This is a genomic window from Chitinimonas sp. (assembly GCF_041904975.1).
In the GTDB taxonomy this organism is placed as follows: Bacteria; Pseudomonadota; Gammaproteobacteria; order Burkholderiales; family Chitinimonadaceae; genus Chitinimonas.
In genome coordinates this window covers 1-12,949 of record NZ_JAYRLZ010000114.1, presented here as the reverse complement: position 1 = coordinate 12,949, position 12,949 = coordinate 1, and the positions used below count along the sequence as shown (strand labels likewise).

At 63.6% G+C, this 12,949-nt stretch carries 13 protein-coding genes; 9 read left to right on the top strand and 4 right to left on the bottom strand.

The features are described from left to right. Positions 1-1,181: phosphomannomutase/phosphoglucomutase (locus ACE3OH_RS12120; RefSeq protein ID WP_374352764.1), on the bottom strand; the 1,181-nt coding region annotated here is incomplete at its 3' end. Continuing rightward, a complete protein-coding gene (locus ACE3OH_RS12115; RefSeq protein ID WP_374352761.1) occupies positions 1,181-2,200 on the bottom strand; it encodes a YheT family hydrolase in 1,020 nt (339 codons plus the stop codon). The genes ACE3OH_RS12120 and ACE3OH_RS12115, both read right to left, overlap by 1 nt. 81 nt (positions 2,201-2,281) lie before the next feature. Here ACE3OH_RS12115 and ACE3OH_RS12110 point away from each other — a divergent pair, with 81 nt between their 5' ends. The 9 genes from ACE3OH_RS12110 (at position 2,282) to ACE3OH_RS12070 (ending at position 9,587) form a co-directional block, all read left to right on the top strand. Then, positions 2,282-2,980, top strand: a complete 699-nt coding sequence (locus tag ACE3OH_RS12110) for a TonB family protein (protein ID WP_374352758.1) — start codon at positions 2,282-2,284, stop codon at positions 2,978-2,980. Positions 2,981-3,183: 203 nt separating this feature from the next. Continuing rightward, positions 3,184-3,912: a MotA/TolQ/ExbB proton channel family protein gene (locus ACE3OH_RS12105; protein WP_374352755.1), complete on the top strand. Its 729-nt coding sequence runs from the start codon at positions 3,184-3,186 to the stop codon at positions 3,910-3,912. Position 3,913: 1 nt separating this feature from the next. Continuing rightward, positions 3,914-4,330: an ExbD/TolR family protein gene (locus ACE3OH_RS12100; RefSeq protein ID WP_374352752.1), complete on the top strand. Its 417-nt coding sequence runs from the start codon at positions 3,914-3,916 to the stop codon at positions 4,328-4,330. Between the two features lie 2 nt (positions 4,331-4,332). Continuing rightward, positions 4,333-4,599, top strand: a complete 267-nt coding sequence (locus ACE3OH_RS12095; RefSeq protein ID WP_374352749.1) for a hypothetical protein — start codon at positions 4,333-4,335, stop codon at positions 4,597-4,599. Between the two features lie 229 nt (positions 4,600-4,828). Further along, entirely contained in the window at positions 4,829-5,608 is a 780-nt protein-coding gene (locus ACE3OH_RS12090; RefSeq protein WP_374352746.1) for an ABC transporter ATP-binding protein, read from the top strand. Further along, positions 5,601-6,326 (top strand): ABC transporter ATP-binding protein, encoded by a 726-nt coding sequence (locus ACE3OH_RS12085; RefSeq protein ID WP_374352743.1) that lies wholly within the window; start codon positions 5,601-5,603, stop codon positions 6,324-6,326. The genes ACE3OH_RS12090 and ACE3OH_RS12085 overlap by 8 nt, the downstream gene beginning before the upstream one ends. 55 nt (positions 6,327-6,381) lie before the next feature. Then, positions 6,382-7,575, top strand: coding sequence for an ABC transporter substrate-binding protein (locus ACE3OH_RS12080; protein WP_374352740.1), 1,194 nt, complete (start codon positions 6,382-6,384; stop codon positions 7,573-7,575). A 108-nt stretch (positions 7,576-7,683) separates the two neighbouring features. Continuing rightward, positions 7,684-8,589 carry a branched-chain amino acid ABC transporter permease gene (locus tag ACE3OH_RS12075; protein WP_374352738.1) on the top strand — a complete coding sequence of 302 codons (906 nt, stop codon included), beginning with the start codon at positions 7,684-7,686 and terminating at the stop codon, positions 8,587-8,589. A gap of 2 nt (positions 8,590-8,591) precedes the next feature. Then, positions 8,592-9,587: a branched-chain amino acid ABC transporter permease gene (locus ACE3OH_RS12070; protein WP_374352735.1), complete on the top strand. Its 996-nt coding sequence runs from the start codon at positions 8,592-8,594 to the stop codon at positions 9,585-9,587. 610 nt (positions 9,588-10,197) lie between these two features. Here ACE3OH_RS12070 and ACE3OH_RS12065 read toward each other — a convergent pair. Both ACE3OH_RS12065 and ACE3OH_RS12060 read right to left on the bottom strand, forming a co-directional pair. Further along, a complete protein-coding gene (locus ACE3OH_RS12065) occupies positions 10,198-11,778 on the bottom strand; it encodes an ABC transporter substrate-binding protein (RefSeq protein ID WP_374352732.1) in 1,581 nt (526 codons plus the stop codon). Positions 11,779-12,067: 289 nt separating this feature from the next. Then, on the bottom strand, positions 12,068-12,949 hold an 882-nt coding region (locus tag ACE3OH_RS12060), incomplete at its 5' end, for a TonB-dependent receptor domain-containing protein (protein WP_374352729.1).

Below are 12,949 nucleotides of genomic sequence, written 5' to 3'. Positions count from 1 at the left end.
GCATCCGGGAAGCGGGCCTCGTCTTTCAGCTTGGCCAGTAGCGCGTGTGGCTGGCCATCGGGCACCGGAATCTGGATTTCCGGGGTGCTGCAGCCATTGGGCAGGGCGGCGAGTAGGGCGCTGATATCGTCGACCTGGGAGAGGATCTCCAGCAGGCGCGCGCCGGCATAGATGCCGTCGTCAAACCCGTACCAGCGTTCGGCAAAAAACAGATGGCCGCTCAGCTCGCCGCCGACCAGGGCGCCGCTTTCGTGCATCTTGGCCTTCATATAGCTGTGGCCGGTGCGCGCCATCAGCGCCTTGCCGCGATGCTGCTTCACCCAGCTGGCCAGCAGGCGGCTCGATTTCACGTCGTATACCACCTTACCGCCGGGGTGGCGGCTTAGCGCGTCGGCGGCAAACAGCATCAGCAGACGGTCAGGGTAGATGATGCTGCCATCCTTGGCCACCACGCCGAGCCGGTCGGCGTCGCCATCGTATGCGAGGCCCAGCTCGGCATCGGTTACTGCCAGCGCATGGGCTAGGTCGGCGAGGTTTTCCGGCTTGGCCGGGTCGGGGTGGTGATTGGGAAACTGCCCGTCGATATCGCAGTGCAATTCGCGCACCCGGCAGCCCAGCCGCCGGTATAGCACCGGCGCCAGCTTGCCAGCCATGCCATTGCCAGCATCGACGACGATGCTGACCCGGCGCGACAGCTGGATATCACCCTCGATGCGTGCCAGATAGGCAGCGCTGACATCGTCCTGCTGGTAGCTCCCTTCGCCCTGGCTGAATTCGCCGGCTTCGATGCGGGCGCGCAAGCCCGAGATCGCCTCGCCGGCCAGGGTTTCGCCAGCCAGCATGATCTTCACGCCGTTGTACTGCGGCGGATTGTGGCTGCCGGTGATCATCACCGCCGAGCCGGTCTGCAGATGGTGGGCGGCAAACCAGGCCAGCGGGGTGGCCACTTCACCGATATCGATCACGCCCACGCCACAGCTGCGCAGGCCGGCAATCAGGCTGTCGGCCAATTCGGCGCTGGAAGGGCGTGCATCGCGGCCAACCACGACGCGTGCCTGCTGGCGGCTTACGGCTTCGCTGCCGATTGCCCGGCCCAGCAGATGCAAGCTGGCAGCATGGAGCTGGCTGCCTACCAGGCCGCGGATATCGTAGGCCTTGAAAATATCGGGAGAAATGGTCATCAGGCTGGGTCTCGCTGGGCGGCGGCCGGGCCGCCGATCGAATCAAAAAACTGCAGCAGGCAGCGCGGCAGCCAGCTCAGCTGGCCGGGAAAGCTGCCCTCGGTAAAACCGACATGGCCGCCATGCTCGGGCTGCAGCAGCTGCACCATGCTGCTGACGTCCTGCGCGCCGGGCAGGGCGCTGGCTGGCAGGAAGGGGTCGTTGCGGGCGTTGATGACCAGGGCGGGGATGGCGATATGGCGCAATAGCGGCTTGCTGCTCGACTTCGACCAGTAATCATGGGCGCCGGCAAAGCCATGCAGCGGCGCGGTGACGCGCTCGTCGAATTCGCGAAAGGTGCGCGCGGCGCGGATATCGCGTGGCTCCACCTGCAAAAAGGCCAGTTCTTGTTCGAAAGCAGCCAGATGCGCCAGGGTCTTGGGCCGCAGCGTTTGCAAAAAATTGCGCGTGTAGATGGCGCGATTGAGCCCGCGATCGAGCACCTTGCCGGCGGCGTTGAGATCGAGCGGCGCGGAAATCACCGCGATGGCATCGGCCGTTTGTGCCGCCGCAGCACCTTGCTCGCCGGCCCACTTGGCCAGCGCATTGCCCCCGAGCGATACACCGGCGACATAGAGCGGCCCACGGTGGCCGGCGCGAAAGCGCCGCAAGATCCAGTCGATTTCGGCGCTATCGCCGGCATGGTAGGCGCGCGGCCGGCGATTGCGGTGGCCGCCGCAGCCGCGAAAATGGGCAACTGCGGCCTGCCAGCCGCGCGCCTTGACCGCATGCATCAGCGCGCTGGCGTAATGGCTGGCCGAGCTGCCTTCCAGGCCATGAAAGTGCACCAGGAGGGGCTGATTGGCGCGCTGCGGCCCGTTCAGCCAGTCCACGGCGATCTCGTCGCCATCCGGGCTGTTCCAGATCTCGCGGCGATAGGCCGGTGGCGGCTGTTTCAGCGCCAGCGCCGGATAGATGGTTTCGAGGTGTGCGCCGCGCAGCCAGCGAGGCGCCTGGTAGGTGGGCAGGGGGTAGGGCATGGCTCCGATTGTATGGCAGCAAATGCTGCGCTGCGGCAACTTTGTTTACAAATGATAATGGTTATCAATACAATACGGTATATGTCTGCGCTTCGTCTGCCCGTTACCCATTCGCACCTTGCCCGCTTTGCGCCCAGCCTGCTGATTGCGGCGCTGCATCTGCTTGCAGCGGCGTACTGGCTGGGCGGCAACCCGGTGCAAGCGCCGGTGCCGCTGCCGGTGATGCAGGCCAGCTTGTTACCGCCGGTGCAAGAAGCCGCGCCGCAGCCGCTGCCCCAAGCCGAGGCAAGGCCGCAGGCGATTGCCCGCACGGTGCCGCAAGCCCGGTCCAGCCAGCCGGCCCAGCCCCGAACCTTGCTGCCGGCCGTCCCGGCCAGCATGGCAGCTGTGCCGGCTGCCGCTGCTGCGCCTTCAGCGCCTGCTGCTGCTGCGCCGGCCGAGGCCGAGCCGGCCGTGGCTGCGCCGAGCAAACCTGCCGCCGGCAAGTCCGCCGAGCTGACCCCGCCGCGCAGCGATGCCCAGGGGCTCAACAATCCGAAACCGCCTTACCCGGCGATGTCGCGCCGCTTGCATGAGGAGGGCGTGGTGCAGGTGGAAGTGCATGTGCTGGCCGATGGCAAGGTCGATCAGGTGCGGCTCAAGCGCAGCAGCGGTTTCGAGCGGCTTGATCGTGCCGCGCTCGATACCTTGCAGCGCTGGACCTTTATCCCGGCCCGGCAGGGCGATACCCCGCTGGCACTGTGGTATGTGGTGCCAGTGGATTTTTCATTGAATTCCTAGGGAAGCGCTGAGCGACTCGCCCAACGCGCCAAAAGCGCGGCCCCTCGGCGGGGCGGAGGGGGAGAAATAGAGCGGCGAGCCATCAACAGCGTACTCGCTAGCGATCAAGGCCCGGGCTTCCCGGGGTCTGCGACGCTCGATTCATTCAGCGCTTTCCTAACAACCGGCTTGCCGTGGCAAGCGCAATACCGGAGAAATCTCAGATGGAAAACAATCCGTTCGGACTGGCCTCGATGTGGGCACAAGGCGATGTGGTCACCCGTGGCGTGGCCATCGCGCTGCTGCTGATGTCGATTGCGGCCTGGACCGTGCTGTTGACGCGGCTATGGCGGCAAATGCGCCTGCGCCGCATGGCCGACACCGCTGCCCATGGCTTCTGGCATGCCCATGGCTTTGAAGAAGGCTTGCGCCTGCTGGCCGGCGAGGGCAACCCGTTCCGCCTGATGGCCGAAGAAGCGCGTGAGGCGGTGGCCCATCATCGCGATAACCAGGGCGATCTGCATGGCCAGCTGGCCTTGCCCGACTGGCTGACCAGCTGCCTGCAAAATGCCATCGATGAGTCGGTGGAGCGCATGCAGTCCGGCCTGTCGATTCTGGCCTCGATCGGTTCGACAGCGCCGTTTGTGGGCCTGCTCGGCACGGTATGGGGCATCTACCACGCGCTGACCGGCATCGGCCTGAGCGGCCAGGCCAGTATCGACAAGGTGGCAGGTCCGGTTGGCGAAGCGCTGATCATGACCGCCTTCGGACTGACTGTCGCCATTCCGGCGGTGCTGGGCTACAACGCCCTGGTGCGCGGTAACCGGCAGCTATTGGGGCGGATCAACCGCTTTGCCCATGATCTGCATGCCTATTTCGTGACCGGCGCACCGCTGGCGCGGCCCGACCAGGCGCGGCCACGCCTGAATGTCGTCGCAGGCGGGGGGCAATAAGATGGCATTCGGAGGCGGTCGCTTCGACGACAACAGCCAGGTGATGAGCGAAATCAATATGACGCCGCTGGTGGATGTGATGCTGGTGCTGCTTATCGTATTCATGCTCACCGTGCCGGTGCTCACCCATTCGGTCAAGGTCGATCTGCCGCAGGCCAGCAGCCGGGTGAACGAGGTGCCGCCGGCCACGGTTCATTTGGCCATCTCGGCCGATGGTCAGCTGTACTGGAACGAGCAGCTGCAAAGCGAGGACCAGCTGGCGGCGCAGCTGGCGCAGGCGGCGCATCAGCAGCCGCAGCCGCAAATCCAGCTCAATGCCGATCGCAAAGTGGCTTATGAGCGGGTTGCCCAGGTAATGGCGGCCGCGCAGCGTGCCGGGGTGGTCAAGCTCGGTTTCGTCACCCTGCCGGGGAAATAGGCATGCTGGCCGCGCTGCTGCTGATCGGAGGCATCCAGGCAGGCGTGGCCCTGATGGTCAGGCTGGCGCCGCCCTGCCTGCGCTGTGCAGCGAGCCGTACCGGTTGCACCGCGCAGCGTCCGGGTACTGAGCCGGCGTGCCGGCAGGCCATGGCGTCCGGCGCCACGCCGGCGACGGTAAAGGTGGTCCGTGTGCTGAGCCTGGCGGCGGCACAGGCGGGCCGGGGTGGGCGCGCCGCATTGTCCGTGAAATCAGACAGGCCGGCTTGAGCCGGCCTCACGGGAATTTACCTCGGTGGCGTTTTGCTATAGCTTTCCCCCTGCTTGCCCAAGCTGGCGCCGGGCTTACGTGATTCCCTGCCGTGCCTGCGCCGCTGCACCGTAGCCAATCCACCGCCATCGACTGCTGCCCGGCCATGCCGGCTGCGCGTCGGGCGTGTGCGCATTCTGGCTGGGTGTTCGCCGACAATACCCGCAAAAGCGGGAAGATGGAGACACGATGCAGCAGGACATCATCCTCGAGACCCGTGGGCTCGGTAAGGAATTTCGCGGCTTCGCCGCCGTTTCCGACGTCAATCTCAAGGTGGCTCGCGGCAGCATTCATGCCCTGATCGGCCCCAATGGCGCCGGCAAGACCACCGTATTCAATCTGCTGACCAAATTCTTGCCGCCCAGCTCAGGGCTGGTCTTGTACGACGGTGAGGACATCACCCAGGCAAAGCCGGCCGAAGTCGCCCTCAAGGGTCTGATCCGCTCCTTCCAGATTTCGGCGGTGTTTCCGCATATGACCGCGCTGGACAATGTCCGGGTGGCCCTGCTGCGCAAGGCTGGCGGCGCCCACCGCTTCTGGACCAGCAATCGCCAGCTCGATGCCTATAGCGCTGCGGCGATGGCCCTGCTCGACGATGTCGGCCTCACCGAATTCGCCGAGGTGCTGGCCGTGGAAATGCCCTATGGCCGCAAGCGCGCACTGGAAATTGCTACCACCCTGGCGCTGGAGCCGAAGCTGATGCTGCTCGATGAGCCCACCCAGGGCATGGGCGTGGAGGACGTCGATCGCGTCACCAGCCTGATCCGCCGTGTGGCAGCCGGCCGCACCATCTTGATGGTGGAGCACAATCTGAAGGTGGTCTCCACCCTGGCCGACCGGATTACCGTACTGGCGCGCGGCCAGGTGCTCAGCGAGGGCGATTATGCGACGGTGTCGAAAGACCCGAAGGTAATGGAAGCTTATCTCGGCGTGTCGGCCGACGATGCGGCGGAGGTGGCCCATGGCTGATATCCAGGACCATGCCGGCGAAATGTTGCGGGTAACCGGCCTGCATGCCTTTTATGGCGAATCGCATATCCTGCACGGCATCGATTTCGGCGTGCGGCGCGGTGAATTGGTCACCCTGCTGGGCCGCAATGGCGCCGGCCGTACCACGACCTTGAAGGCGATTCTCGGCCTGACCGGCCGCCGCGCCGGCTCGGTGATGATCAATGGCCGTGAAGCGATCAATCTGCCCACCCACAAGATTGCGCCGCTGGGTGTCGGCTGGTGCCCGGAGGAGCGGGCCATCTTTGCCAGCCTCAGCGTGGAGGAGAATCTGCTGCTGCCGCCGGCGATACGCTCGGACGGCATGAAGCTGGAGGAAATCTACGAGCTATTCCCCAATCTGTGGGAGCGGCGCAAGAGCCAGGGCACGCGGCTTTCCGGTGGCGAACAGCAAATGCTGGCGATGGCGCGCATTCTGCGTACCGGCGCACGGTTGTTGTTGCTGGATGAAATCACTGAAGGCCTCGCCCCGGTGATCGTGAAAAAGCTTGGCGAAACCGTGCGGCTATTGAAGTCGCGTGGCTACACCATCGTGCTGGTCGAGCAGAATTTCCGCTTTGCTGCCGGCATTGCCGATCGCCATTATGTGATCGAGCATGGCCAGGTGGTCGATGCCATCAGCGCCGCCGAGCTGGCCGCCGATGGCGAAGCACGGTTGAACAAATACCTGGCGGTATAAGCCGCCGCCTGGATAGAGCATTTCCCCTCAAAGCAAAAAACTGGAGCCCGACACCATGCATACACCTCGCAAAACGCTTGTTACCCTCGTTGCCGCCGCACTATCGGCCGGCGCGCTGGCCGGCCCCAATGGCATCAAGATCGGTGTGCTTACCGATATGTCGGGCGTGTACGCCAGTATTGGCGGCAAGGGCTCGGTGGCAGCAGCGCAGATGGCCATCGACGATTTTGGCGGCAAGGTGCTGGGCAAGCCGATCACCCTGGTATCGGCCGACCATCAGAACAAGGCCGATATCGGCTCGGCCAAGGCGCGCGAGTGGTTCGACACCCAGGGCGTGGACATGATCAACGACCTGCTCAACTCCGGCGTGGCGATCGCCGTGCAGAAGATCGGTGGCGAAAAGAAGCGGGTGGTGATCGTCAATGGCGCCGGCTCCACCGCGCTCACCGGCAAGGAATGCACGCCGTATTCGGTGCACTATGCCTACGACACCTATGCCGTTGCCAAGGGCACTGCCACGGCGCTGATGAAGGAAGGCATGAATTCCTGGTACTTCCTGCAGGCTGACTATGCCTTCGGCCAGGCCCTGCAGGGCGATGCCTCGAAGATCGTCACCGGCCTTGGCGGCACGGTGAGCGGCACGGTGAAGCATCCGCTCGGCACCACCGATTTCTCGTCCTACCTGTTGCAGGCGCAGAATTCCGGCGCCAAGGTGATCGCGCTGGCCAATGCCGGCGGCGATTTTTCCAATGCGGTGAAACAGGCGCGTGAGTTCGGCATCAAGCAGACTATGGCGGGCCTGCTGGTATTCGATAGCGATATCAAAGCGCTGGGCCTTGCCACTGCCCAGGGCATGAAGTTCACCACCGCCTATACCTGGGATCTGGACACCGAAACGCGTGCCTTCGGCAATCGCTACCTGGCCAAGACCGGCGCCATGCCGACCATGGTGCAGGCCGGGGTCTATTCCAGCACCATGCACTACCTGAAGGCAGTCAAGGCGGCTAACACCGACAACCCCGATGAAGTGATGAAGAAGATGCGCGAGCTGCCGATCAAGGACTTCTATGCCAAGAACGGCAAGATCCGCGAAGACGGTCGCATGGTGCACGATATGTATCTGGTCGAAGTGAAAAAGCCGACCGAGTCGCGTTCGATCTGGGACATGTTGAAAGTGATCGCCACCATTCCGGGCGAGCAGGCGTTCAAGCCGCTGGCTGGCAGCGAGTGCGCGCTGGTGAAGAAGTAAACCTGGCCTGGGCCGGCCCGGTGGCGCCCACTGCGCTGCCGGGCCGTCTGTGGTCTGGCCGCGCGCCTGGTCAGGACGCGGCATCGCGCTGGCGAACAAAGGTAAAACATGGATATCTCACTCTCGGCCGTGCTGTCGCAGGCCATGCTCGGCCTCAATAACGGCGCTTTCTATGCCTTGCTGAGCCTGGGCCTTGCCGTGATTTTCGGCATGCTCAATGTGGTCAATTTCTCCCATGGCGCCTTCTATATGCTGGGCGCCTTCGGTGCCCTGATCGGCTTTGACTATCTTGGCCACTGGCTGGGCGACGAAGGCCTGCGCATGAATTTCTGGGTGGCGCTCCTGGTGATTCCGCTGTTGGTGGGCCTCGTGGGCGTGGCGATCGAGCGCACCCTGCTGTCGCGGCTGTATCAGGTGGACCATCTGTACGGCCTGCTGCTCACCTTTGGTCTGGCCCTGATTCTGGAAGGCCTGTTCACCAATTACTTCAATGTGTCGGGCGAGCCGTATAACGGCAAGCCGCCGATTCTGGAAGGCGCGCTGAATCTGGGCTTTATGTTCTTCCCCAAGTACCGGCTGTTTTCCATCGTGTTATCGCTGCTGGTGTGCTTTGGCGTGTGGTGGTTGGTCGAGCGCACCCGGCTTGGCGCCTATCTGCGCGCCGGCACCGAAAACCCCGATGTGGCGCGTGCCTTCGGCATCGATGTGCCGCTGCTGCGCACCCTCACTTACTTCCTTGGCGTGGCACTGGCGGGTCTCGCTGGCGTGGTGGCAGCGCCGATCTATGCGGTAAGCCCGACCATGGGGGCCGACCTCATCATCATCGTGTTTGCCGTGGTGGTGATCGGCGGCATGGGCTCCATCATGGGCGCCATTGTCACTGGTCTTGGCCTCGGCCTGCTGGAAGGGGTGGTCAAGGTGTTCTATCCGCCGCTGGCCAATACGGTGATCTTTATCGTGATGGCGCTGGTGCTGCTGTGGCGCCCGGCCGGCCTGTTCGGCAAGGAGGCCTGAGCATGTCTGTTACTGCGATCAAACCGGCTTCTGCTACGCCGGGTGTGGAACACAGGGTCAGGCTGCTGCCCTGGCTGATTGCGCTGGCGGTGCTGGCGCTGCTGCCGTTCGGTGTCTACCCGACCTTTGTCATGGAATTGATGTGCTTCTCGCTGTTTGCCTGCGCCTTCAATTTGCTGCTTGGTTTTGGTGGCCTGCTGTCGTTCGGCCATGCTGCGTTTTTTGGCAGCGCCGCCTATCTGGCCGGCCATGCCATGCGCGACTGGGGCCTTACGCCGGAACTGGGCATTTTGTTCGGCACCGCAGGGGCGGCGCTGCTTGGCCTCGTAGTGGGCCTCGTGGCAATCCGCCGCCAGGGCATCTATTTCGCCATGGTGACGCTGGCCCTGGCGCAGCTGGTGTACTTTGCCTGCCTGCAGCTGCCATTTACCGGTGGCGAAGATGGCTTGCAAGGCATACCGCGCGGCCATCTGCTCGGGCTGATCGATCTGTCGCACACGGTTGCGATGGGCGATCGGCAGCTGCCGCTGGCGCTGTACTACTTCGTCATGGCGGTCACCGTGGCGGGCTTCTGGCTGATCTGGCGCACCGTCAATTCGCCGTTTGGCACCGTGCTCAAGGCAATCCGCGAGAACGAGCCGCGCGCCTTGTCGCTGGGTTACCGGGTGGAGCGCTACAAGCTGGCCGCCTTTGTGATGTCGGCCTCACTGGCTGGCCTCGCCGGCGCCACCAAGTCGCTGGTGATGGGCCTGGCATCGCTGACCGATGTGCACTGGCATATGTCCGGCGAGGTGGTGCTGATGACCCTGCTCGGCGGCATGGGCACCCTGACCGGCCCGGTGGTGGGCGCGGTCACGGTGGGGGTACTGCACCACGAACTGGCCTCGCTGGGCTCCTGGGTCACCGTCACCATCGGCTCGGTGTTCGTGCTGTGCGTCATGGCCTTCCGCCGCGGCATGGTGGGCGAAATCGGCCACCGCCTGCGGCGTATGTTGTAGCGGTCGAACTGGGCGCAAGACCCCTTGAATTCTGTAGACACGGAGTGCACCGAGAGCACAGAGCACACAGAGAAAACCTGATTGGGTTTTGCTGTCTCAGTGGGCTCTGTGTGTTCCCCGATCTCTGTGTCTACAGGTTTGGGGCTTGGCATGCATGGCGCTCGCACCCCCCCTGAATTCTGTAGAAACAGAGTGCACCGAGAGCACAGAGCACGCAGAGAAAAACCGATTGGGTTTTGCCGTCTCAGTAGGCTCTGTGTGCTCCCCGATCTCTGTGTCTACAGGTTTGGGGCTTGGCATGCATGGCGCTCGCACCGCCCTGAATTCTGTAGACACGGAGTGCACCGAGAGCACAGAGCACACAGAGAAAAACCGATTGGGTTTTGCCGTCTCAGTGGGCTCTGTGTGCTCCCCGATCTCTGTGTCTACAGGTTTGGGGTTTGGCACGCCAGGCGCTCGCAAATCCCCCCCTGAATTCTGTAGACACGGAGTGCACCGAGTGCACGGAGCACACAGAGAAACCCTGATCGGGTTTGCCGTCTCTGTGCGCTCTGTGTGCTCTCCGATCTCTGTGTTTACAGGTTTCGGGTGCCGTGAGCCTGCTCCCGCCCTAGCGCCAGAACAGCTGCTCTACCTTGAAACTATCACCTGCTGTCGGTTCCACCCCGCCAAGCGAGCGGCTGTGGATGACTACCGGCACCGGGTAGGCGAGGGTGGTGAAGGGGACTTCGTCGGCGATCAGTTTTTGCAGCTCGATATAGTGCGGGCTGCGGCTGGCGATGCTGGTGGCGAGGCGGCCGGCGTCCAGCGCGGCTTCGGCGCGTGGGTGGCACCACTGTGCGAAGTTGTAGCCATTGTGGGTGGCGTCGCAGCTGGCCTGGTTGCTGTAAAAGCCATCGGGGTCGAGGGCGCCGCTCCAGCCGGTCAGCAGCGCTGGCGCGGCACCGGCGCGAGCCTTTTTGATCAGCTCTACCCAGTCCATGGTCACCAGCTTGAGGCGCACCCCCAGTTTGGCCCAGTCGGCCTGGATCAGCTGCGCGGTAAGCGGGAAATTCGGGTTGGTGAACGATCCGCCCGCGCGCGACCATAGCTCCAGCTCGAAGCCATTCGGGTAGCCAGCCTCCGCCAGCAGCTTTTTGGCTTGGGCCAGATCGGGCTCTGCCGCTTTGACTGCCTCGCTGCCCCACAGGCTGCGGGCGGCATAGGGCGAGCTGCCCACTTCGGCGCGGCCGTCGTACACCACTTTGACAATGGCAGCGCGGTCGATCGCCATGGCCAGCGCCTGGCGTACCCGCTTGTCGTCCATTGGCTTCTTGCCGACATTGAACGTCAGCTGGGCGCTGGCCTGCATACGCAAGGGCGTCGCCACAAAGCTGGCGTTGCCGCTAAAGCGCGGCAAATCCTGCGGCTTGATGGTGTCGGCCAGCTGGCACTCGCCTGCCAGCAGCTTTTGCGCGCGCACTGCCGGGTCGGGAACGGTGGCGACAATCAGCCGCTCGATGGCCGGCTTGTGGCGCCAGTACTGCGGGTTGGCCTCGTAACGCAGTTGTGCGCCCTTGTCGAAGTTCGTCATTTGATACGGGCCGGTGCCAATCGGCTGGCTGGCGAGCAGAGTGGGCGTGCCGGCCTTGTCCAGCTGCTGGCCATATTCGGCCGACACGATGGACAGCGCCGGGTGGGCAAAGCGCTCCAATAGCGGCGCGAACGGTTTGTTCAGGGTCAGCCGCAGCGTGTAGGCATCGGGCTTTTCAATGCTTTTGAACAGGTTTTTCCACTCGCCAGCATTGGCATAGGGAAAGCCGGCAGGGGCGGCTTTGGCGCCGGGGTGGGCCGGGTCGATCTGTCTTTGCAGGGTCCACAGCACATCGTCGGCATTGAATTCGCGGCTGGGCTTGAACAGTGCATTGCGCTGCCAGGCTACGCCGTGGCGCAGGTGGAAGGTATACACCAGGCCATCGGGCGAGATATCCCAACGCTCGGCCAAGGCCGGGACAAATTTGAACGGGCCGGGCGCGTATTCGATCAGATTGTTGTAAATGCGGCCGGCCGAGGCCTTCAGGGTGGCGTCGTTGGCGCTCTGTGCAGGGTCAAAACCATCGGGGTCGGCATCGGCGCAGATCACCAGCGGCTTGCCGGCAGGCAGTACCGAGGCGGTGCACAGCGCCAGCAGGCAAAGCGGCAGATGGGTCATGGTGAAGCTCCGGAAGGTTGAAGGCTGATTGCAGCAAAACAGGCTGGATGATCCACGCCCCCTCTCCCGCAAGCGGGAGAGGGTGGCCCGCAGGGCCGGGTGAGGGCGCGAGGGCATTCCACTCTAACCCCAGCAGGGCCGGGTGAGGGCAGCCTGGATCAATCACGCCTCCCTCACTCCAACCCTCTCCCGCTTGCGGTAGAGGGGGCCAAAGGCAGCTGCCCCGGACATGCCGGGGCCAGACTTGCTGCGCGAAGCGGTTCAGCTTGGCGCTTGCGCGATGGCAAGATCAGTTGAAGTGATAGTTCAGCTGTACCCAGCCTTCACGCCCATAGGGCAGGTAGTTGCCGACCAGATAGTACGGCCAGCCGCCCGAGGTATCACGGCGGATCTTGTCGAACAGATTATTGATGGTCAAGGACACCGACGCCTGCTTGTTGATCTGGTAGCCGATATCCAGATTGGTCAGCCAGATCGGCTCGACATAGCCGCCATCCTGCGCGGCATTGGGGATGCGGCCATTGCGGATCAGCGTCAGGGTGCTGTTCCACGATGCCTTGTTCCAGCTCAGGCTGTTGATCAGCTTGTCCGGCCAGTCGGAATTATCCTTGGCATGCAACAGATCGCGCTCGGCATCGCTGGCGAACTGCTGGTATTTGTGGCTGAGCACGCGGGTGTAATTGATACGCCATTGATAGTCGCCCCATTGCTCCGATTTCCAGCCCAGCCGCGCGCTGAGATCGATGCCGTCGGTTTTCTCGCTGGCGGCATTGATCGAGTTGACGCGGATATCCCTGATGGCCAAGGGGTCGAGCGGCGCATTGGCCGGGTTGCGGGTGATGCGGCTGATCACGTCCTGGCATTGCGCCGACTTGGCATCGAGTTTGCCCAGGCGGCAATCGGCCTCGGTACGCAGCAGCGTGTCGGCATTGAGCTGGGTGACCAGATTATCGATACGGATCTGCCAGTAATCGGCTGTCAGGTCGAACTGTTTGGCGGGCGACCACACCACGCCGATGCCGCCCGACTTGCCGGTTTCCGACTTGAGATTCTTGCTGGCGTTTTCGGTGTAATTGGCACCGGGCGACACATTGGCGAATTCGCACTTGTCGAGTGGCTGGCCGCTCAGGCCGCACTGGTAGTAGTCGGTGCTGGATGCGTAATAGCCCTT

Bases quoted from the DNA above. Each gene is read 5' to 3' on its own strand.
- ACE3OH_RS12115 (WP_374352761.1), bottom strand. From the start codon at position 2,200: ATGCCCTACCCCCTGCCCACCTACCAGGCGCCTCGCTGGCTGCGCGGC.
- ACE3OH_RS12110 (WP_374352758.1), top strand. From the start codon at position 2,282: ATGTCTGCGCTTCGTCTGCCCGTTACCCATTCGCACCTTGCCCGCTTT.
- ACE3OH_RS12105 (WP_374352755.1), top strand. From the start codon at position 3,184: ATGGAAAACAATCCGTTCGGACTGGCCTCGATGTGGGCACAAGGCGAT.
- ACE3OH_RS12100 (WP_374352752.1), top strand. From the start codon at position 3,914: ATGGCATTCGGAGGCGGTCGCTTCGACGACAACAGCCAGGTGATGAGC.
- ACE3OH_RS12095 (WP_374352749.1), top strand. From the start codon at position 4,333: ATGCTGGCCGCGCTGCTGCTGATCGGAGGCATCCAGGCAGGCGTGGCC.
- ACE3OH_RS12090 (WP_374352746.1), top strand. From the start codon at position 4,829: ATGCAGCAGGACATCATCCTCGAGACCCGTGGGCTCGGTAAGGAATTT.
- ACE3OH_RS12085 (WP_374352743.1), top strand. From the start codon at position 5,601: ATGGCTGATATCCAGGACCATGCCGGCGAAATGTTGCGGGTAACCGGC.
- ACE3OH_RS12080 (WP_374352740.1), top strand. From the start codon at position 6,382: ATGCATACACCTCGCAAAACGCTTGTTACCCTCGTTGCCGCCGCACTA.
- ACE3OH_RS12075 (WP_374352738.1), top strand. From the start codon at position 7,684: ATGGATATCTCACTCTCGGCCGTGCTGTCGCAGGCCATGCTCGGCCTC.
- ACE3OH_RS12070 (WP_374352735.1), top strand. From the start codon at position 8,592: ATGTCTGTTACTGCGATCAAACCGGCTTCTGCTACGCCGGGTGTGGAA.
- ACE3OH_RS12065 (WP_374352732.1), bottom strand. From the start codon at position 11,778: ATGACCCATCTGCCGCTTTGCCTGCTGGCGCTGTGCACCGCCTCGGTA.